General features: G+C 63.9%; 14 protein-coding genes. 12 read left to right on the forward strand and 2 right to left on the reverse strand.

The window, feature by feature from the left end; genetic code table 11:
* Positions 1-90 precede the first annotated feature (90 nt).
* The 7 genes from VLE48_12510 (at position 91) to VLE48_12540 (ending at position 9318) form a co-directional block, all read left to right on the forward strand.
* A complete protein-coding gene (locus VLE48_12510; GenBank protein ID HSA93826.1) occupies positions 91-1080 on the forward strand; it encodes a DUF4349 domain-containing protein in 990 nt (329 codons plus the stop codon).
* Between the two features lie 68 nt (positions 1081-1148).
* Positions 1149-2507 (forward strand): aminotransferase class I/II-fold pyridoxal phosphate-dependent enzyme, encoded by a 1359-nt coding sequence (locus tag VLE48_12515; GenBank protein HSA93827.1) that lies wholly within the window; start codon positions 1149-1151, stop codon positions 2505-2507.
* A gap of 24 nt (positions 2508-2531) precedes the next feature.
* Positions 2532-3341 (forward strand): class I SAM-dependent methyltransferase, encoded by an 810-nt coding sequence (locus tag VLE48_12520; protein ID HSA93828.1) that lies wholly within the window; start codon positions 2532-2534, stop codon positions 3339-3341.
* 132 nt (positions 3342-3473) lie between these two features.
* Entirely contained in the window at positions 3474-4559 is a 1086-nt protein-coding gene (locus tag VLE48_12525) for an MBL fold metallo-hydrolase (protein HSA93829.1), read from the forward strand.
* 78 nt (positions 4560-4637) lie between these two features.
* A complete protein-coding gene (locus VLE48_12530; protein ID HSA93830.1) occupies positions 4638-7088 on the forward strand; it encodes a VIT and VWA domain-containing protein in 2451 nt (816 codons plus the stop codon).
* A gap of 226 nt (positions 7089-7314) precedes the next feature.
* Positions 7315-8829: a DUF4139 domain-containing protein gene (locus VLE48_12535; protein HSA93831.1), complete on the forward strand. Its 1515-nt coding sequence runs from the start codon at positions 7315-7317 to the stop codon at positions 8827-8829.
* Positions 8830-8970: 141 nt separating this feature from the next.
* A complete protein-coding gene (locus VLE48_12540) occupies positions 8971-9318 on the forward strand; it encodes a cupin domain-containing protein (GenBank protein HSA93832.1) in 348 nt (115 codons plus the stop codon).
* A 70-nt stretch (positions 9319-9388) separates the two neighbouring features.
* Here the strand turns inward: VLE48_12540 and VLE48_12545 are convergent, their stop codons facing one another.
* Both VLE48_12545 and VLE48_12550 read right to left on the reverse strand, forming a co-directional pair.
* Positions 9389-10297 carry a DUF5996 family protein gene (locus tag VLE48_12545; GenBank protein ID HSA93833.1) on the reverse strand — a complete coding sequence of 303 codons (909 nt, stop codon included), beginning with the start codon at positions 10295-10297 and terminating at the stop codon, positions 9389-9391.
* Positions 10298-10485: 188 nt separating this feature from the next.
* Positions 10486-12009, reverse strand: a complete 1524-nt coding sequence (locus VLE48_12550; GenBank protein HSA93834.1) for an erythromycin esterase family protein — start codon at positions 12007-12009, stop codon at positions 10486-10488.
* A 432-nt stretch (positions 12010-12441) separates the two neighbouring features.
* On the opposite strand from VLE48_12550, the gene VLE48_12555 reads away from it, so the two are divergent.
* The 5 genes from VLE48_12555 to VLE48_12575 all read left to right on the forward strand — a co-directional run.
* Positions 12442-13434 carry a glycosyltransferase family 39 protein gene (locus tag VLE48_12555; GenBank protein HSA93835.1) on the forward strand — a complete coding sequence of 331 codons (993 nt, stop codon included), beginning with the start codon at positions 12442-12444 and terminating at the stop codon, positions 13432-13434.
* A gap of 97 nt (positions 13435-13531) precedes the next feature.
* Positions 13532-16246: a protein kinase gene (locus VLE48_12560; protein HSA93836.1), complete on the forward strand. Its 2715-nt coding sequence runs from the start codon at positions 13532-13534 to the stop codon at positions 16244-16246.
* Between the two features lie 95 nt (positions 16247-16341).
* Complete coding sequence (locus tag VLE48_12565) at positions 16342-17097, forward strand: hypothetical protein (protein HSA93837.1); 756 nt, start codon at positions 16342-16344, stop codon at positions 17095-17097.
* Between the two features lie 342 nt (positions 17098-17439).
* Positions 17440-20106: a DNA gyrase subunit A gene (gene gyrA / locus VLE48_12570; GenBank protein HSA93838.1), complete on the forward strand. Its 2667-nt coding sequence runs from the start codon at positions 17440-17442 to the stop codon at positions 20104-20106.
* A 205-nt stretch (positions 20107-20311) separates the two neighbouring features.
* The coding region (locus VLE48_12575) for a hypothetical protein (protein ID HSA93839.1) at positions 20312-21031 on the forward strand (720 nt) is incomplete at its 3' end.

The raw sequence follows: 21031 nt of genomic DNA on the forward strand, positions 1-21031 counted from the left end.
ACCCTCACTGACACCGCTGTGATTGTTTCTGTTTCTGGAACACGCCAGCCACCATCTCGGTCTAATCCCAGCAGCAACGGAGGTACCTTGATGCTGGCGAAGATGCTCACAACCTGGAAGGAACAGAAATACTGGTATGCCGTCGGGTTCTTGGTTTCGACCTTCTTGTTCGCGCTGTTGGTCCTCGTGAGCTGGCACAACTCGCGTCGCAATCTTGCGGAGCAAAGGGCCACCGGTTTGGCCGCCATCGCACAAGATCCCTTCGCTTCCGTCCTCGGGCAGGGAGTCATAGGCGGAGTGGCGGGAGGCGTCTCACGCAACCGGTTGGCAACCATGGCGCTGTCTGTCGAGGCGGCGAGCGAGCGACAAGTGGTCAAGCGAGCTTCGATGGAGGTCGCCGTCACGACGCCCAACCAGACAGCGGAACGGGTCGGTGAGTTGGTCGAACGCCTCGGCGGTTACGTAGTGAGCCTTACTCGAACGGAAACCGAGAATCGGATCCAGGCCGCCGAGGTAGTTCTCCGTGTTCCCGCAGGGCGGTTCGATGAAGCCCGGTCGGAAATTCGCAAGCTCGCCAACCGTATCGAAAGCGAGAAAGTCGAGTCGGAGGACATCACGAGTTCCTATACCGACAAGACCAGCCGCCTAAGCGCCCGCCGCGCCGTGGAGGCGCAATACCTTGAGGTCCTTCGCCGAGCATCCTCCGTGAAGGATATCCTCGAGGTGCACGAGAAGCTGGGCGAGATCCGCGAAGAGATTGAGACTGCCGAGGGAGCGCTCAAATTGATGTCACATCAGGTGGCGATGGCGGCCGTTTCCGTGCGGCTCACCGCCGAGGGCCCGCCGCTTGCATTTGGCATCCGGTGGAAGCCGAAGGACGCCTTCAAGCGCGCCGCCAACAACGCACTGCAGGCCTTGGCTGACTACGCGGAAGCAATGGTCGAGCTGGCGCTGCTTGTACCCGTGATTCTGCTATGGACCTTCAGCATCGGTGTTTTCGTTGGCTGCGCTTGGAGGCTTCTGCGTTGGCTCTGGAGATTCTTTATCAACCGGCCCACAGCTCCAGCTGCAGTGGCTTAACTCCCTAGGCTTGGAGGTTCGCCTCCGGCACTGAGCTGCGTTTACCATTGTCCCGCCGGAAACACCTCATGCTGGAGAAGGACACGCTCAAGATCCTCCACGACGCCCTCGCCCGCCTCGACGCGGGCTTCGCCAAGCTGCCCGGCGCCGAGTCCTCCATTCCTGGCCGCGAGCGCTTGGTAGAAGTCCTGGCCGCCACCGCCGACCGCCTGCACGACAACTTCCCTTACTTTCATCCGCTCTATGCCGGGCAGATGCTGAAGCCGCCGCATCCGGTGGCGCGGCTAGCCTACGCGCTGGCCATGTGGATCAATCCCAACAACCACGCCCTCGATGGCGGCCGCGCCAGCTCCGCCATGGAGCAAGAGGCCGTCGCCGAGATTGCCGCCATGTACGAATGGAAGACCTTCCTCGGCCATCTATGCGGCGGCGGGACCATGGCCAATCTCGAAGCGCTGTGGGTCGCCGGGCAACTGTATCCCGGCAAGACCATCGTCGCTTCCGAGCAGGCGCATTACACCCACAGCCGCATCTCCAGTGTCCTGCAGCTCAAGTTCGACCAGGTGGCCTGCGACGCGCTTGGCCGCATGAACGTGGCGGCGCTGGAGCAGCGGCTCGCGCGCGGCGACGTGGGCACGGTCGTGGTCACCATGGGCACCACGCCCACGGGCGCCGTCGATCCGCTGCCGCAAATCCTCGCGCTGCGCGACAAGCACGCGTTCCGCGTGCACGCCGATGCCGCCTATGGCGGCTACTTCACCCTCGCTGCCAACTTGGCCGCGCCTGCGCGCCAAGCCTTCGACCGCATCGGCGAGTGCGATTCCATCGTCGTCGATCCCCACAAGCACGGGCTGCAGCCCTACGGCTGCGGTTGCGTGCTGTTTCGCGACCCGGGCGTCGTCCGCTTCTACAAGCACGAGTCGGGTGTTACCTACTTCAGCTCGGCGGAACTGCACCTGGGCGAGATCAGCCTGGAGTGCTCGCGCCCCGGGGCTTCGGCCGTGGCGCTGTGGGCGACGCAGCGCCTGCTGCCTCTGGTGAAAGGAGGCGAGTTCGCCGCCGGCCTCGCGCGCTGCCGCCAGGCCGCGCTCGCGCTCCATCGCAAGCTGCAGGCGGATGCTCGCTGGATCGCGGCCTTCGAGCCCGAACTCGACATCGTCATCTATGCCCCGCGTGCTGCGAGCGCCAGTGCGATCTCGCAGCTCTCGCAGTGGACGTTCGAGGAAGCCGCCCGCCGCGGCCTGCACCTGGCGAAGGCGGAAGTGCCCGCGAAGTTCTTCCAGTCGTCGGCTCCGGACGTGACGTGGGACCGCGAGCGCGTCACCTGCCTGCGCTCCGTGCTGATGAAGCCCGAGCATCTCGATTGGCTCGACCGCATCTGGGCCATCCTCTCCGCCACCGCGGAGGCGCGCCCCGCCGCTCTCTAGGGGTCGCCGCGCTACACTGCTGCCATGTCTGGGACGGAGCGGCGCGCGTGTCCGTTGTGCGGGCGCGACAACTCCGCCGGCGCTCGCCTGCCCTACGCCCCCGATCCCTGGGTGCTGCGGCGGTGCGCCGCCTGCGGCCTGGTCTATCTGGAGAACCCGCCGCCCTACGAGGCGCTGGAAACCGATCTCGCCTGGGAGAAAACCTGGGCCGCCGAGCACGAACGCCGGTTGTCCGAGGAGCCGGTGTTCGGCCGCGTGGCCGCGGCCATCAACTGGATGCGCGCGCACGTGCTGCGCCGCGACAAGCTCTCAACACTCATCCTGCGTTACGTGACACCCGGTCCCGTGCTCGACGTCGGCTGTGCCGATGGCCGTGCGCTCGACCGGCTGCCTTCGGGCTACATTCCTTTCGGCATCGAAGTCTCGCGCGAGCTGCACGCGCTGGCCGACGCCCGCTTCACCCGCCGCGGCGGGCGCGCTCTCCGCGCCGACGCTCTTTCCGGCATGCAGCAGCTCAGCCACGCGTTCTTCGAAGGCATCGTCATGTGCTCGTTCCTGGAGCACGAGCGCCAGCCGCGCCAGGCGCTGCAGTGCGCCGCACGACTGCTCAAGCCGGGCGCGCGCCTCATCCTCAAGGTCCCGAACTACGCCTGCTGGAACCGCGCCGTCCGCGGCGCCCGCTGGTGCGGTTTCCGCTCCCCCGACCACGTCAACTACTTCGCGCCCACCTTGCTGGAACGCCTCCTTGTCGAATGTGGGCTCAAGGTGCGCCGCTTCGGCCTTCACGACCGCCTCCCCACCAGCGACAACATGTGGCTGGTGGCGGAAAAGTGACGAACGGTGCCTCCGCGTATAGGAACGGTTTGTACGTGATGACCGTTGCTGCTCACCGCAACCCGCCTGGCCCGTCCATTTTCTACCCGGCAACAATCTTCGTTTGCCGCCCAGCTCGATGAAGAGGACACGATGAATCTTCCAAAGGCTCTTGTGTGCGTCGTCTTGTCGGTCGCCATGCCGCTGAGCTTGAACGCCCAGCCCACGTCGAAACAGGACTTCCAGACCGTGCCGGTGGCCGAGGGCATCTACGCCTTCATAGCCTCCGAGTCCGATAGTGGAGTGGTGCAGGGCAACGTGATTCTCATCGTGGGAGATGAGAGCGCGCTTGTAGTGGACTCCGGCCAGTTACCGCCCCTCACCCGCCGCATGGTGGCCGAGATTCGCAAGCTCACTTCCAAGCCGGTGCGCCTGCTGGTGAACACCCACTGGCACGGCGACCACCTCTTGACCGACCACATCTTCCGCGATGCCTTCCCCGGCCTCAGCCTCGTCGCGCACTCCGAGACCCGCCGCTTGGGCGAAAAGAACTATGCCACTTGGCCGGAGCGCGTGAAGGAATTTCCCAAGATGGTTGCGACCTTGCGCGAGCGCCTGAACTCGGGCAAGAAGAAGGACGGCACTCCCCTGACCGACGAAGAAAAGCTCGGCTATGAGGCAGACGCCAGCGCGCTCGAAGCCGTCCTGCCTGACCTCGGCGACACGCGCTACACGCCTGCCGACATCACGTTCACCCAGGAGATCACGTTTTACCTCGGCAAGCGCGAAGTGAAGGTGATGAACCTGGGCCGCGGCAACACGCCCGGTGACGCCGTCCTCTGGGTGCCGGACGCCAAGGTGCTCATCACCGGCGACACCGTGGTCTTTCCCACTCCCTACTCCTTCGGTTCATTCCACAGCGAATGGATTGAGGTGCTCAACAAGATGGTCGGCATGAACGCCGCCCACATCATTCCAGGCCACGGGCCGGTCATGCATGACGCCGCCTACCTGAAGACCCTGGTCGCGTTGCTGGAGGACACACGCCAGCAGGTCCGTACCGCCGTAAACGACGGCCTTTCGCTCGAAGACACGCGCAAGCGCGTCACGCTCGCCAAATGGAAGGACCAGCTTGCCGGCGACGACCGCTACCGCCGCCGTGCCTTTACCGACTTCTACTTGCAGCCCGGCATCGAGCGCGCTTACAAGGAGGCCAAAGGCGAGCCGCTGGCGGAGTGACTTCCCGCGGCGCGGTTACCAAAGATTCCCTGCAAGCCCCGCTCCCTCCCCCGTTCTTCCCATGTACGGGAGGAACGTATGCGTCGCACGCTATTGGCTCATCTGCTGATTCTGCTGGCTCTTACCGCCGGCGCCCTGGCCGGCAACCCGCCGGTTACCGAAGGCTCGCTCCGCATCATGGGCAAGGAGGGAGTTACCGGCTTCTGCCCGCTCAAGCACACCGATGTGAAGACCGAAATCTCCGGTTTCCTGGCGCGGGTCGAAGTCACGCAGGAGTTCTGGAACCCTTCGAAGGAAAAGATCGAGGCGGTGTACGTCTTCCCGCTTTCGCAGCGCTCGGCCGTGGACGACATGACGCTCCAGGTCGGCGACCGCATCGTGCGCGGCATCATCAAGCGCCGCGAAGAAGCCCAGGCCATCTACCAAGCCGCGCGCGCCGCCGGCCACGTCGCCGCGTTGCTCGACCAGGAGCGGCCCAACATATTCACGCAGTCGGTGGCCAACATCATGCCCGGCGAGACGGTGAAGGTGACCATCTCCTACGTCGAATTCCTCAAGTACGAAGACGGCGCCTACGAGTTCTCTTTCCCCATGGTCGTCGGACCGCGCTACATCCCCGGCTCGATGGCGATCGGGAAACAGGGCGGCGGCTGGGCGCCGGACACCGACCAGGTCCCTGACGCCTCGCGCATCACGCCGCCGGTGGCCGGCGTCCACACTCCCGGCACGCGTGCCGGTCATGACGTCTCGCTCGAAGTCACGCTCGACGCCGGCGTCCCCATTCAGGATTTCCGCTCCACCTCGCACGCCATCCTCGCCGACCGCACCAGCGCCTCGAGCGCCGCCATCCGTTTGAAGCAGCAGGCGGTGATCCCCAACAAGGACTTCATCCTGCGCTACGACGTTGCCGGCGGCCGCATCGAGGACGCCGTGCTCACCCACAAGACTCCGGCGGGCAAGAACAGCCTGCGCTCCACCGGCTTCTTCACTCTCATCCTGCAGCCGCCCGATCGCATCCCGGAATCCGAGATCACGCCCAAAGAGATCGTGTTCGTGCTCGATACTTCCGGCTCCATGTCCGGCTTCCCCATCGAGAAAGCGAAAGAAGCCATGAAGCTGGCGCTCGACGGCCTGCACCCGAGCGACACCTTCAACCTCATCACCTTCGCCGGCGACACCAGGGTCCTGTTTCCGGAACCGGTTCCGGCCACGCCCAAGAACCTGGCTCTGGCGCAGGAATTCCTCGCCGGCCGTTCGGGCTCGGGCGGCACCGAGATGATGAAGGCCATCCGCGCCGCGCTCGATCCCTCGGACTCCCAGGAGCACCTGCGCGTGGTCTGCTTCATGACCGACGGCTACGTCGGCAACGACATGGAGATCGTCGCCGAGGTGCAGAAGCATCCCAACGCACGCGTGTTCAGCTTCGGCATCGGCCAGAGCGTGAACCGCTTCCTGCTGGACAAGATGGCGGAAGTGAGCCGCGGTGAAGTGGAATACGTCGCACTCAACGACGATGGTTCCGCCGCCGCGCGCCGCTTCCACGAGCGCGTGCGCACGCCCCTGCTCACCGATCTCTCCATCGACTGGAACGGCCTGCCCGTGGCCGATGTCTATCCCGCGCGCCTGCCCGACCTGTTCAGCGCCAAGCCGGTCATCGTCACCGGCCGCTACGGCGTGCCCTCGAGCGGCGTCATCCGCCTGCGCGGCAAGCGCGCCGGCGAGGACTTCGTCCGCGAGATCAAGGTGAGCCTTCCCGCTTCCGAAGACCGCCACGACGTGCTCGCCTCTCTCTGGGCGCGCCAGAAGATCGACGACCTCATGGCCCGCGACTACGCCGGCATCCAGCAAGGCGCGGCGCGCAAGGACGTAAAGGAAGAGATCACCCAGCTCGGCCTCGATTTCCATCTCATGACCCAGTTCACCTCCTTCGTCGCCGTTGAGGAAATGACCGTCACCGAAGACGGCCAGCCGCGGCTCATCCAGGTGCCGGTCGAGATGCCGGAAGGCGTCAGCCCTGAAGGCGTGTTCGGGAAGCCCGGCGAGATGCAATACGCTCCTGCCTCCGCCCCTGTGACCGCCAACAAAGCCATGCGGCAGTCGGGTGCGGGAATCGGCGGCGGACTCAGAAGCCAGGTTTCAACCAACGGTCGCGTCGTGCGTGAGATGAAAGACGAGGAAGCCGACCGCATCGCCGATGTCCGCGTCGATCGCCCGGCCACCTGGGAAGCGCGCCTCGATCCCGGCCTGCTGCGCGTGGCCAAGTGCCACGAAGCTGAAGTCCTGCAGCCCCTGCGCCGCGGCCAGTGCAAGCTTTCCGCCGCGAGCAAGCTCGAGGTCGCGGTCTGGCTCACCGAAAAAAGCGACGCCAGCCTGGCTAAGCTGCGCGCTCTGGGCTTTGAGGTCAGGTTTGACCCCAAGACCTCCAAGCTCATCATCGGCCGTGTCACCGTGGCCAAGCTCGCGCAGCTCGCCCGGCTTGATGTAGTGCGCTACATCACCCCGCATGGGGCGCAAGCGTCAGCCAAATGAGACGCTCGCCAGGGATGAAACAGGGGCACGGAGAGATCCGTGCCTCTTCTTCCTTGGTGCCGAAGCCGACGTGTTCCTTCGTGTCCTTTGTGGTGAAAGTCTTTCTTGCAAGTTCTTCTTCGGCCCCCGTTCTAGGAATGAACGCAAGCCCGGGCCGGGAAAATTCAACCGTGCCTGCACACTCATTCCCGGCCGGGCTAACATGGAAGCTTTCGAGAGGAGCCTTATGCGACGCCTGTTCCTTGTGCTGTTGGCCATCTTCGCCTTCGTGCCCGCCGCGCTGGCAGCCGAACCCGCGCTCACCATTTACAACCAGAATTTCGCCGTCGTGCGCCAGACGTTCCCGCTCGACCTGCGGGCCGGCGTGAACCAGGTCCGCTATACGGAAACCACGGCCTTCCTGGAGCCCGATTCCGTCATCCTGCGCGACCCCTCCGGGCACGTCCGCCTGCAGATCCTGGAGCAGAACTACCGTAACGATCCGGTCTCCCAGGAGCTGCTGCTCTCCCTCTACGAAGGCAAGACCATCGACTTCCTCATCCGCGAACAGAATGCCGAGCGGATCGTGCAGGGCAAGATCATCCGTTCCGGCTACGTGCCCCACCGCGCGGCTTGGCAGCAGTATGGCCAGCCTTATTACCAGGCACAGATGGCGATGATGCAGGGCGGCGCTTCACAACCCATCATCGAGGTGGAAGGCAAGCTGCGCTTCGGCCTGCCCGGCCAGCCGCTGTTTCCAGCCCTCGCCGATGACAACATCCTGAAGCCCGCGCTCGACTGGCGCATCGAGACCGATCGCGAGAGCCGCTTCGACGCCGAACTCTCCTACCTCACCGGCGGCATGCGCTGGGAGGCCGACTACAACCTGGTCGCGCCCGAAAAGGGCGACGTCCTCGACCTGGTTGGCTGGGTCACCATCGACAACCAGACCGGAAAGACTTTCGAGAACGCCAAGATCAAGCTCATCGCTGGCGATGTCTCCAAGCTCCAGCCCGCCCAGGCCATGGAGGCGTACGACGTGGTCACGTCCCGCGCGGAAGTGGCCGGCGGCATGCGTCCGGTGGTCACCGAAAAGTCGTTCGACGAATATCACCTCTACTCGCTGCTGCGCCCCACCACCCTGCGCGACCGCGAGACCAAGCAGGTGGAGTTTGTGCGCTCGGCGGGCGTGAAGGCCGAGCGCCTTTACGTCTATGACGGCGCCTGGATCGATCCCAACCGCTACCGCGGCTGGAACATGGAGAACATCCGCCAGGACCGCGACTACGGCACCCGGTCCAATCCCAAGGTGTGGGTCATGCAGGAGTTCAAGAACACCGAGGCCAACGGCCTCGGCATTCCGCTGCCCAAGGGCCGCCTGCGCTTCTACCGCCGCGACGATGACGGCCGCCTGGAGTTCACCGGCGAGAACGTCATCGATCACACTCCCAAGGACGAGAAGGTCCGCGTCTACACCGGCAACGCGTTCGATATCGTCGGCGAGCGCTCGCGCACCAACTTCCGCCTGGACTCCGTCAAGAACGAGTGGATGGACGAGAGCTTCGAGATCAAGGTCCGCAACCACAAGAAGGAACCGGTCGAAGTCCGCGTGGTCGAGCACCTCTACCGCTGGACCAACTGGGAGGTCCGCCTGGCTTCACACAAGTGGATCAAGACCGACGCTCAGACCGTAGAGTTCCGCGTTACCCTCCCGCCCGACGGCGAGCAGGTCATCACCTACACCGCGCACTACTGGTGGTAAGAAGCTTGGAACCACGGAGGCCACAGGGGAACACGGAGACAAGAAATTCTCTGTGAACCTCTGTGACCTCTGTGCTGAAAGGTGTGAATCGCGAGTCCAACCTCACACCGCCCGCATCTCTTGCAGAACGGGAGGTGCCCCTTGGACCCTGTCATCATCCGCCGCTTCGAAAAGCCCGATGAGGTCGTTCACTTCGAGAAGGGCAAGTTCGAGACCGTCCGCATCGGCTCTCTCACCGTGGGCCGGGCCACCTACGAGCCCGGCTGGAAATGGTCCCAGCACGCCAAGGGCTCCACGCCCACCTGCCAGCTCGAGCACGTGGTCCTGATCGTCTCCGGCCGCACCGCCATCGCCATGGATAACGGCCAGCATTTCGAACTTGGCCCCGGCGACCTCGCCTATGTCGCCCCCGGCCATGACGCCTGGGTCCTGGGCGACGAACCCTACGTCTCCCTCCACTTCCTCGGCGCCGAGCAGTACGGCAAGTAGCGACCGGACGTGTCGGTTAGTTCCTAGTTCGCAGATTCCTCCGTGTTCCTCGGTGGTTGAGTTTCTTGACTCACGCCGCTTCCAGCGCCTTGCGGTCCCATCCTCCCAAGTTCGCTCCGGCCTCGTAGGTGCTCTGGCAGAATTCCAGCAGCGCCTTGCGCGGGTCCGCCGACTGCCGCACATCGTCGTACATCAGCAGGAACTCTTTCATCCCGGGGTCGTAGAACGCCTGCGCTGGCTTCACCTTCTGCTCGGCAAAGCCCGGCGGCTCCGGGGCCGCGTAAGCGTAGAAGGCCGGTCCCTTGTAACCGGCGCCCGGCCAGAAGCCCACACTGATCACTTCGTGCGAGTACGCCTCGCGCGTGATGGCGTCCGCCCCCGGGCGCTCCGGCGCTCGCCGTCCCGAAAACCGCGTCACCGCCAGGTCGAAGCTTCCCCAGAAGAAATGCACTGGGCTCGACTTGCCCAGGAATCCCGAGCGGAACTCCTGGAACACCGCATCCACCGACGCCAGGATGCGCCAGAAGCGCTGCGCGTAAGGGGCGTCGTAGGAGGCATGCACGGTGTCTTCCGCGAACGGAATGGGGTCGGGTACTTCATCCGGCCTGGCGTTGATACGCAGCTCCACGCCAAATTCCTTCAGCGTGGACATCACCTCGCGGTAGAAGTCGGCCACGGTACGCGGCTCCAGCTTCACGGGCCGCGTCTGCCCGTCGCTGGTGTCGATTACCAGCCGGTGGTCCAGGAAGTCGAAGCGCATCTCCACCAGCCGCGCTCCTTGCCGCATCGTCGAGGTAGTGAGCCCGCGCGGCGTCACGTACAGGGTCACATGCCAGAAGTGATTCACCGCAGGCGTAAGCGCCATGCGGACTTTGCCTACGATCTGCGTCCACATGTGCAGCGTCGCGTAGGTGTCCTTCCACGCCTCCAGCGGCAGCGCCGGCCAGGGCTCCAACGGTACTTTGGAAACTGCGCTCATGCGGATGGCTCCCGGTTCCGAAGTGCGGACCATGGCGGATTATAGACGGCATCCAGTTCGCAGTTCACAGATCACAGTTCGCAAATGCCTCTGCGCCGTAGCCCAGGTGGATGCCTGCGGATCTTCCACAGCTCCGTGGAGATGCCTCGGCAAGGACGCCTGGCAACTTTCTGGAGCGGGCGCGAGCCCTAACGCTTTCGTGCTGGTATGAGCGGTCGATCGCCTGGAATCGGATCTGGGGTAACGGTTGGCAAATACGCGACGCCATCAAAGTCACTTGCAAGCATGAATGGCCGGAACGCTTCCGCAGCGTCGGTCCCTGGCTTGAACAGACCACCCACCCAATGCATCCGCCGCGGGATGGCAAACCACTCGGGCAGCTGCTGGGGCTGGCACCCCCACGCTGCCAAAGCAGCTTCTGGTCGCCGCGAAAACAGTGCTTCAATCGCACCTTTCGGTGCCGGCGGAAGTGTCGAAACCGCCAGCCTGTCCTCAGCGTCGTTAGGAATCTGCGCGACAAATCCTCCTTGCCCGAATGTCACTGCGATGGCCGAGTATCCGCACCCCAGCACGTCGCGCAGCAGTCCGCCTGCCGTTGCAGTCGATCCGCTCGGATGAACGACATGAGCGTTGTGCGCCCAATACACCGCTCGGGATTCAGGTCCAGCCTCCTGCAAGGCGCGCAGGATCCGATTCGCCATATACCAGTCCCGTGAGTGATGGATCGTGCCATCGTCTCCGCTGGAATTGAAGTCGGCAAATTCCACGAGCGTCTCCGTCGCCTGCTGAGCTGCCTCAAACTCGGTTCCGAACCGCGCCCGGAGAAGCGGACCATCCACATCCAACATCGCCTTCACCTCCAACAGGAATTGCCTCGCGGCGGAATTCACTCCCGAGTCCCCGAAGACCTGCGTCTGCTCGTCGGCCGCGTTCAGTTCTGCCGCGACCTCTTTCCAGCGCTTTACAGCGTTCTCACCGTAGGCTTTCTCAATGAGCCGGCCGAGGATCTCCCGAGAATCCTCGTTGTCCTGTGCGTCGATTCCCACGATTTGCACCTGATCCATGGGATGCTTGATGTTCCATGACCGGACCCACTCAACAAGATCTGCCTGGCTGCGCCTTCCGATCCACCCGACCTCGATGCGCTTCGTTATTTCATCGCTTTTCGGCACTTCGCCACTGACATAGGGGGCAAGGTATCGGAAGCGGCTCTCGCTGCCTTCGATGGCGACGATGCGATACCCATTGCGTTCAATGAGGCGCCTCGTGAGCGAAAGGCGAAAGTCGCCGAACTCACGGCTTCCATGCGTCGCTTCCCCAATTCCGAGGACCCGTGTTTCGCGCAGCAGTCCCTCAAGGGTCGGCAGACTCGAACTCTCTGGGATGATCCCTGATACCGGGATAGAGCGGCTGTTCTCAAGTAACCACTCTTGCGCCTGCTCGATCACCTTGGCGGTCTGCTCGGCGTTGCGCACGGACGAGAACTCCAGCCGGTACTGTCCGCTCGGCTCCTTTTCGTCGAAAGGACGCACTCGGATGGTGTAGTCGGCAGAGTCGCTCGCTTCGAATTCGATGATCTCGTCTCCGTTTCGGCCGGTGGGACTGTCAAAGGAGCCAACGACGTTTCCGCTCGGAGCGATTACATCGACGACTACATCCACCCCAACCTGCCGCACAACAAGCAGCGCTGTGTCGCCGCGCTCGAGTTTCATGGAATACGCGTGGCTGTGTCCCGGCGCTAGCGTGACGGTGAAAGACGAGCCAGGATGAATTGCGGATTCAGGTTGTTTCTGTCCTGCAGAAAACAGGGCCGTGCGTGCGACAAGGGATAACATCACTAGAAGAGGCCACATGACCATTCGACACCTGCGGACAGCGATTGCTCGGGACGAGGAACTCGCCGGCAAGGACACGTACCGAGGGCAGCCAGCCCGGCTCTTGCCTCAAGCGAGGTGTTAGACGCGCACCAGGAATCAACGTCATCGTCGAATAGGCGTTTCGCCCCACGCCTGATTCGCAGATCACAGTTCACAAATGTCTCTGTGCTCCTCCGCGCCCTCTGTGGTTAACTCTTTCCCTTCATGACTCGGCCCCGCCTCATCGCCCTGTGCTTCCTGTTTCTCTTCCTGGCGCAGGCTTTCTGGATGGCCGACGGGCGCCGGGTAGACGAGGAAGAACTCGCCGCCGGGAACGCCTCCAGCTCGCCCATCGTGCGCCTTGCCGCCCACCCCGGCTTTTGGCTTGAACTGACCCTTTGGAAGGCTGACCCCCGGCTGCCGCGGCTGTCCTTCATCGTCTTCGGCCTGCTGCTCGGCGGATCGCTCTGGTACGTCGCCCATCGCCTCTACGGCAATCGCGGCGGATACATCGCGCTCGCGCTCTACTGCTTCTCGCCGCTCTCCATCCTGGCCGCGGCCCGCATCGGCCCCGATGCCCCCGCGGCCTGGGGCTTTTACGGCACCGTCTTCTACGCTATCGCGCTCTCACACACGCTCGACGCTTCTGCGCGCGACCGCCTGCTCCGCGCCGCGCTCTTCGGCCTCTCGCTCGGCCTGGCTGCTGCGGCGCTCTATCCCGCCGCGCTCGGCCTGCTGCCCGCCCTGGCCTTCCTGTTCTACCTCGCGCCCCACCGCCGGGCTGCCGCGCTCGTCTGGGCCGCCTTGAGTGTTGCGATTGCCGGCGGCCTCTTTGGTGGCGTGCATCTCTGGGCAGGGATGGATCTTGTGGCCTCGCTGCGTGTCGGCTATTTCCTTGCTTTTCGTCCGCGCGTCGCCTCGGGCGGCATACCTTGGCCGGCCGTGGTGCCGCTGTTCCTTGCCTGTCTCCCCGCCTTGCTCCTCTTCGGCCTCGCGCTTCTTACCGTCTTCCGCTCGCGCCGCTCCCGCTACTTCGGCAACCTCGCGCCTTTGGCGATAGGACTGCCTTTGGCACTGCTGGCCCTGGCCACACCTTTCTACCTCAGCGTCCGCAACCTGGTGCTCGCCTTGCCCTTCCTGTGCCTGTTCGTCGCCGGCGTCTTCGCCGATCTGCTGGAAGAAGAGTTCGAAGGCCCGCCCTCGCGCTTGGCCCGCGCCGTCCTGCTCGTAACCCTCGCGCTCAACGCCCTCGCCTGCCTCTGGCTCCTGCCTCGGTTCTAAGAGCCTGCAACAACGAGCCTCCCCCGGAATCGCAGCGGCCAAATATCCGCGAGGCCCGTTATACGTCCAAGTGTCGGGGCTATAATGCGCGCCAGCGATGGGGCTCGCTACTGGCACAAAGCTCGGTCCGTATGAGATCCAATCTCCTCTCGGCGCGGGCGGCATGGGCGAGGTGTATCGCGCCCGCGATACAAGGTTAGAGCGGACGGTCGCCATCAAGGTACTGCCACAGCATCTATCCTCGGATCCGGAACGCAAGCAGCGTTTCGAGCGTGAAGCCAGGGCCATTTCCAGCCTGAATCATCCCCACATTTGTACGTTGCACGACGTCGGCAGCCAGGGCGGCGTGGACTTTCTCGTGATGGAGCACCTGGAAGGGGAAACCCTGGCACAGAAGCTGTTCCGGGGCGCATTGCCGACCCAGCAACTGTTGAAGATCGGGATGGAGATTGCCGACGCTCTGGACAAGGCGCACCGGCAGGGCGTCGTGCACCGCGATCTGAAGCCGGGGAACGTGATGCTGACCAAGTCCGGGGCAAAGCTGCTGGACTTCGGGCTGGCCAAGCCGACAGGTGCGGCGGCACCGTCGAGCGCAGCGGGGGCGACGGCCATCACAGCACCCGACCCGGTGAGTCCTGTCACTCCGCTGACGCAGCAGGGCATGGTGGTGGGAACGTTCCAGTACATGTCGCCGGAGCAGATCGAGGGCAAGGAAGCGGACGCGCGTACGGACATCTTTGCGCTGGGCGCAGTGCTCTACGAGATGGCGACGGGGAGGCGGGCGTTCGATGGCAAGAGCCAGATCAGCGTGGCCAGCGCGATTCTGGAGAAAGAGCCAGAGCCCATCTCGAAGGCGCAGCCGATGACGCCGCCGGCGCTGGAGCACGTGGTGAAGACCTGCCTGGCCAAGGACCCGGAGGAGCGCTGGCAGAGTGCCAGCGACATCGTACGCGAGCTGAAGTGGATTGCCGAAGCACCCGTCGCAATTGCGCCGTTAATCCCGGCAGCGCCGCGGAAGCACTGGCGCGAGTGGGGGTTGGCGCTGCTTGTCGGCGCGGCGATGGTCGGCGCGTCCTGGTGGATCAGTGCCCGCTCTTCCGACCGGAAGCAGGCGCCGATGCATTTGCGTATTGCGTCGGCGCCTGGAGCCATACCCGGCGCGGGATTTCACACCCAAACGTTTGCCATCTCACCGGACGGCAACTGGATTATTTACGTCGTGTCGCGGGGTGGGAGGCAGCATCTGTTTCTGCGCGAACTTCGGGAGTCTGAGGGGAAACTGATCAACGGCACGGAGGATGCCGAGTACCCGTTCTTTTCTCCCGACAGCCTATGGATTGGCTTCAATTCAGGTAACACATTGAAAAAGGTACCGGTCAGTGGCGGCTCCCCGGTCGCCATCTGTACTCTGCCGGGGGCATTCGCCGGAGGGGGGACAGGATTCATCGGTGGCGCTTGGGGCCCGGATAACACCATCGTCTTCATACCCCAGTTCAATGCCGGCATCTGGACTGTGTCCGCAGGTGGAGGTACACCGCGGCTTCTGCTGAAGACCGATGCACAAAAGGACCGCATTGCGTACCTCTTCCCACAGATCCTGCCTGACAACAAGGGCATTCTGTTTACCTCGGCCCCAGCCCGCGCCATGAAAGCGGACGAAGAGGACATCGCCGTGCTGGAGCCGGGCGCGGCAGAACCACGGATTCTGATCCGCGGCGGGAACAATGGGCGATACGTTCGTACAGGACATCTCCTCTATGCTCGGGGTGGCGCGCTGCTGGCCGTTCCATTCGATCTTTCCCGGCTCGCCGTGACCGGAACGCCGGTTTCCGTCACCGGTGGTTTGGAGACGGACGCGGTCGGCCACTCCATGTACTCCGTATCAGCGGATGGGATGCTGGTCTACGAGCCCAGATCGGGTCTGAAAGGCGGGCCCAGGTTGGCGATGGTGGATCGCAAAGGTGAGGTTCGGCTGATTACGGACGGTAGCGATCATCCGCTGGAGTTTTCTCTCTCCCCCGACGGCCGGTCTGTCGTTGCGGCGGTGATTGCAGTCAACAACGATCTTTGGACCTACGACGTCGCCCATGGAACGCCGCTTCGCCTGACTTTCAAGCCTGGAGACGAGATCTTCCCGCAATGGACCCCGGATGGGACTCGGGTCGCGTTCGGCACACGGGTTGGCAAGATCTTTTGGAAATCGGCAGACGGCAGCGGAGAACCGAAGGAGATCTCGGCTGGCGAGTACCCACGGTATCCGGGGTCCTTTTCACCGGACGGCAAGACGCTGGCATTCGTGGAAATTCATCCTTCCCGGCAGCGGGACATCTGGCTGATGCCGCTCGACGGCGACCGAAAGGCACAACCCTTTCAAACTACGGACGCCGATGAATGGGCGCCGAAATTCTCACCCGATGGACGCTGGCTCGCCTACGTTTCCAACGAAACCGGCCGGGATGAAGTCTATGTCCGCCCAGTTGGCTCACCCGGCGGAAGAAAGCGGATTTCGACCGAGGGCGGTACGTGGCCGGCTTGGGCCCGCAACGGGCGGGAACTTTTCTTCCTGAAGGGCGACAAACTCGCCGCAGTCACCCTGGACGTGCAAGGCAGCCCGGTTGGCCGGGAGCATGTGGTCTTGGATGCGCCGAAGTTTGGCGATCTGCAGTTTCAGGCAGACCCTCCCTTTTATGACGTCATGCCGGACGGAGAACATTTCGTGATGCTGCTGAATCCGCAATATCCATCACCCACGCACTACAACATCGTTGTCCATTGGTTTGAAGAGCTCAAGCAATTGGTTCCGACCCGTTAGGCGGCCCGCCACGGCGCACCGGCCGGCGGCGTTTCGGCCCCGGCATCGTCGTTCCGCGCCTGTATTGACGCGGCCGAGCGGAGTATGATGGAGCCATGCGCCGCTGGTTCGGGGCCGTTTTGATGGCTGGTCTGGTCGCTGCGACCGCCGCCGCCCAGATCCACGGCGTGCCGCCCTCGGTAACCTCCATCGGTACTGGCCCGACGCCCCTCACTCCCGGCGTTCCCGCCAGCGTCACTTCACTCGGCCCTGCCGGCTTCACCGGTGCCCGCATCACGCAGTCGGCGCCCCAGATGCCGCACGATCGCATCCCGCGCTTCGTGACTCCGGTGTTCTTCCCCTGGTACAGCAATTACACGCCCGCGCCGCAGCCGGTCGTGGTCGTGGTGGAACAACCGGCGCCCGTCGTCGTCATGCCGGAGCGCGAGAGCGAAGACCGTCCGCCGGAACTGATCATCCTGGAGCGCGAGGGCGATCGCTACGTGCGCCGCAACTACTCGCGCCTCGAGCCCGCCCGAAATGAAGACGAAGGTGGGCAAGACTCGCGCCGCTCTCGCCGCGCCGATTCCGATCGTCCCGCTGACCGCCGCCAGCGCGCTGTGCAGGAGGACGAAGAGCGCCCCCGCGAACTCCCGCCCGCCGTCCTGGTCTTCCTCGACGGCAAGCGCAGCGAGGTGACGAATTTCGCCATCGTGGGCCCGGTGCTCTACGACCTCTCCGACCGCCGCTCCCGCAAGATCCAGCTCGCTGAACTCGATCTCCCCGCCACTATCGCCGCCAACGACGAGCGCGGCATCGCCTTCCGCTTGCCTCCCGCCTCCTCGCCCAATCAGGTCATCACCCGCCCGTAGCATCAGGCTTAAGCACAGACGCACCAAGGGACATGAGGTGCCGCCGCTTCTTCTGCGGTCACACTTTCTTTGGGCTCGACGGGGCAAGCGAGTCCACCGAACCCACCCGAAACTTCGTGTTCCTTCGTGCCCTTTGTGGTTAAGAAAAGGCCCCGTTTCGTGCTAGAATGTAGTCGGCTCATCTGGCGGTTAACATCCAGTAAATGCAAGCAGTTACGGTACATCGCGGCGCTTCCCCAACCGGCCGCTCCCGGCCTTTCTCCGCCTTGATTCTGGCTGTTCACTGGGTACTAGGTACTGGGCACTGGCAACTGACTGAGAACCGAGAACTGAGAACTCATCATGGCTGACGAGCAGAACCCCGTTCTTCCCTTCGATCCCGAGGGCGGCCAACCGCCCGCCACCGGCGGTCCCGGCGGACCTACCGGTCCCGGCGCCGCCAATCTCCTCCCCATCAACATCGAGGAGGAGATGCGCCGCTCGTATCTCGACTATTCCATGTCGGTCATCATCGGGCGGGCGCTGCCCGATGTGTACGACGGCCTGAAGCCCGTGCATCGTCGCGTGCTCTACGCCATGTATCAGGAGGGACTGCTCCACAACAAGCGCTACTCCAAGTGCGCCGGCGTGGTGGGCGAGACGCTGAAGCGCTACCACCCGCACAATCCGGAAGCGCTCTACGACGCGCTGGTCCGCATGGCGCAGGATTTCACCATGCGCTATCCGCTGGTGGACGGCCAGGGAAACTTCGGCTCGGTCGATGGCGACCCGCCCGCGGCCATGCGATACACCGAGTGCCGCATGACCCGCATCGCCGAGGAGCTGCTCGCCGATATCGACAAGGACACCGTCGATATGGCGCCCAACTACGACAACTCGACGGTCGAGCCCACCGTGCTCCCCACCAAAGTTCCCAACCTGCTGGTCAACGGGGCCAGCGGCATCGCCGTCGGCATGGCCACCAATATCCCGCCACACAATCTCACGGAGATCGTGGACGCCACCATCCTGCTGGTGAACAAGCCGGATGCGGGCCTGGGCGAAGTGCTGAAGATCGTGCAGGGGCCGGACTTCCCCACCGCCGGATTCATCCACGGGCGCAGCGGCATCCAGGAGGCCTACAAGACCGGGCGCGGGCGCTTCATGATGCGCGCCAAGTCGGGCATCGAGCGCATGGGCAAGGAGCGCGAGGCCATCGTGGTCACCGAGATCCCGTACCAGATCAACAAGTCGAAGCTCATCGAGCGCATCGCGCAGTTGGTGAATGACAAAGTCGTGGACGACGTTTCGGACATTCGTGACGAGAGCGACCGCGACGGCATGCGCATCGTCATCGAGCTGAAGCGCGGCGCCGAGGCCCAGATCATCCTGAACCAGCTCTACAAGCACACCCAGATGCAGGAGTCGTTCTCGATGATCTTCCTGGCCGTGGTCAACGGCCAGCCCAAAGAGATGGGGCTGGTGGAGGCCATCCAGCACTTCATCGACCACCGCGTGGACGTAGTGCGCCGGCGCACCGTGTTCCTGCTCATGCGGGCGCGCGAGCGCGAGCACATCCTCGAAGGCTACAAGATCGCGCTCGACAACCTGGACCAGATCATCAAGCTGATCCGCGGCAGCGCCTCGCGCCAGGAAGCCAAGCAGGCCCTGCTCGAGGCCAAGCTCAAGATCACCGACAAGGAGATCCTGGAGCACAGCGGGCGCGGCGGCTCGCTCACGCCGCGGCAGGCGGACGCCATCCTCGAACTGCAGCTCTACCGCCTCACCAGGCTCTCCACCGACGAGATCCTCGCCGAACTCAAGGAAGTGCGCGAGCGCATCGCCGAGTACGAATCCATCCTCGCCTCGGAGAAGAAGCTGCGCGGCGTGATCGTGAAAGAGCTGGAAGAGGTGAAGAAGAACTACGGCGACGCGCGCCGCACCGTCATCCAGGACGAGACCGCGGAGATCACCATCGAAGACCTCATCGCCGACGAGCAGGTGGCGGTGACGGTGTCGCACTCCGGGTACCTGAAGCGCACGCCCATCTCCACCTACCGGCAGCAGAAGCGCGGCGGCACCGGACGCATCGGCATGCGCACCCGCGACGAGGACTTCGTCGAGCAGCTCATCATCGCCTCCACGCACGCGTACCTGCTGGTGTTCACCAACACCGGGCGCGTCTACTGGCTGAAAGTGTACGAAGTGCCCGACGTGGGGCCCGCGGGCAAGGGCAAGGCCATCGCCAGCCTGGTTTCATTGCAGCCCGGCGAGAGCGTGCGCGCCATCCTGAACGTCCGCGACCTGGAAGAAGAAGGCCGGTACGTATTCTTCGCCACCCGCAACGGCACGGTGAAGAAGAGCGAGCTGAAGGATTTCTCCAACGTGATGTCGCGCGGCATCATCGCCATCGGCATCGACAAGGGCGATGAACTGGTGGCGGCGCGGCTCACCGACGGCAACCAGATCGTCTTCCTGGCCTCGCACGAAGGCATGGCGATCCGCTTCGAAGAGAGCGACGTGCGCCCCATGGGCCGCCCCGCCTACGGCGTCCGCGGCATGGACATGGGCAAGGGCGACTACATCGTGGGCATGGCCGTGACTCCGAAAGAAGAGCCTGCGCCGGCCGGAAAGAAGAACGGCAAGGCCAAGGCTGAAGGTGAAGCCGAGGGCGCCGCTGAGATCGAAGAACACTACACCATGATCCTCTCGGTGACCGAGAACGGCTACGGCAAGCGCACCGACGTGGGCGAGTACCGGCTGCAGTCGCGCGGCGGCAAGGGCGTGATCAACGTCAAGACCACGGCGCGCAACGGCAAGGTCTCGGCCATCATGCTGGTGAGCGCGACCTCCGAGTGCATGGTCATCAGCCAGTTCGGCAAGATCATCCGGGTGCAGACCAAGGAGATCCGCGAGGCCGGCCGCTCCACCCAGGGCGTCCGCCTGCTGCAACTGGAACCCGGCGACAAGGTGGCGGCGGCAGTGGTCATCCCGCCAGAGGAGCGGAACGGGAACGGAACGGTTCAGTAGCAGCGGCTAGCGGCTGGCAGGCTAAAAAAGCAAGATCCACCACTGAGGCACGGAGGCACAGAGAAAGTTCTGTGCCTTTTGTTTTCTTGCTGCGGATGAACGCGGATTTCTATGGCAGGCCCTCAGCAATCAGCAGGATTCCGAACAAGATTGAAGTCATTGCCCGACGCGGCATGAATCCGTGCTAGGGTAGCCGACCGATACGATGGCGACACCGGCTCCAGTTTCCGGCTACAAGGACCGCAGCACATGGCTGGTGGTGTTCGGGATTCTGCAGGGCTTGTTAGGCCTGGCCATCCTGGGCATGATCCCGCTGCTGCTGCTCAGCCTGACGATAGCGCCCAAGGCGCAGGCGGGCTCGGCGCGCGCGGACCTCATCCAGATTTCGATGACTTACCTGGGCATGGCAGCCATTGCGTTCGTGCTGGCGGGAGGCTCGATATGGCCGCAACGCTGGGCACGGGCACTTACTGTGGCCTACTGCTGGATGTGGCTGTCAGCGGGGTTGATAACGATTCCGCTTTTCGCCTTCCTCTTGCCCCGCATGACGCGGCAGATGCCAAACAGCCCGCCGCCGGGAGCCGAAGGCGCGCAGATGTTCGCCATCGGCTTTGCGGTGTTCTTCCTGACCATGCTGTTCGTCGTGACGCCCGGAACCATTCTGCTGTTCTATTCGAGCGGCAACGTCAAGGCTACGGTGGAGGCGCGCGACCCTCATCCGCGCTGGACGGACCGCTGCCCCACGCCGGTTCTGGTGCTGGGGGTGTTCAACATGTTAGGCGCTCTGAGCCTGATCGCCGCAGTCTTCGGCAGGCTGGCGGCATTTCCTCTATTCGGCCTGGTAGTAAGCGGCTTCGCCGCCCGAGCCGCCTACTTGGTCTCGGCGCTCGTCTGGGCAATGGTGGCCTGGGGAGTGCTTACCATG

The organism is Terriglobales bacterium, from assembly GCA_035454605.1.
Lineage (GTDB): Bacteria > Acidobacteriota > Terriglobia > Terriglobales > Acidobacteriaceae > DATMAB01.

What these genes read in the sequence shown, in the direction of transcription:
- VLE48_12550 (HSA93834.1), bottom strand. Translation starts at nt 12,009, where the DNA reads ATGAAACTCGAGCGCGGCGACACAGCGCTGCTTGTTGTGCGGCAGGTT.
- VLE48_12565 (HSA93837.1), top strand. Translation starts at nt 16,342, where the DNA reads ATGCGCCGCTGGTTCGGGGCCGTTTTGATGGCTGGTCTGGTCGCTGCG.
- VLE48_12530 (HSA93830.1), top strand. Translation starts at nt 4,638, where the DNA reads ATGCGTCGCACGCTATTGGCTCATCTGCTGATTCTGCTGGCTCTTACC.
- VLE48_12515 (HSA93827.1), top strand. Translation starts at nt 1,149, where the DNA reads ATGCTGGAGAAGGACACGCTCAAGATCCTCCACGACGCCCTCGCCCGC.
- VLE48_12520 (HSA93828.1), top strand. Translation starts at nt 2,532, where the DNA reads ATGTCTGGGACGGAGCGGCGCGCGTGTCCGTTGTGCGGGCGCGACAAC.
- VLE48_12560 (HSA93836.1), top strand. Translation starts at nt 13,532, where the DNA reads ATGGGGCTCGCTACTGGCACAAAGCTCGGTCCGTATGAGATCCAATCT.
- VLE48_12510 (HSA93826.1), top strand. Translation starts at nt 91, where the DNA reads ATGCTGGCGAAGATGCTCACAACCTGGAAGGAACAGAAATACTGGTAT.
- VLE48_12535 (HSA93831.1), top strand. Translation starts at nt 7,315, where the DNA reads ATGCGACGCCTGTTCCTTGTGCTGTTGGCCATCTTCGCCTTCGTGCCC.
- VLE48_12545 (HSA93833.1), bottom strand. Translation starts at nt 10,297, where the DNA reads ATGAGCGCAGTTTCCAAAGTACCGTTGGAGCCCTGGCCGGCGCTGCCG.
- VLE48_12525 (HSA93829.1), top strand. Translation starts at nt 3,474, where the DNA reads ATGAATCTTCCAAAGGCTCTTGTGTGCGTCGTCTTGTCGGTCGCCATG.
- gyrA (HSA93838.1), top strand. Translation starts at nt 17,440, where the DNA reads ATGGCTGACGAGCAGAACCCCGTTCTTCCCTTCGATCCCGAGGGCGGC.
- VLE48_12555 (HSA93835.1), top strand. Translation starts at nt 12,442, where the DNA reads ATGGCCGACGGGCGCCGGGTAGACGAGGAAGAACTCGCCGCCGGGAAC.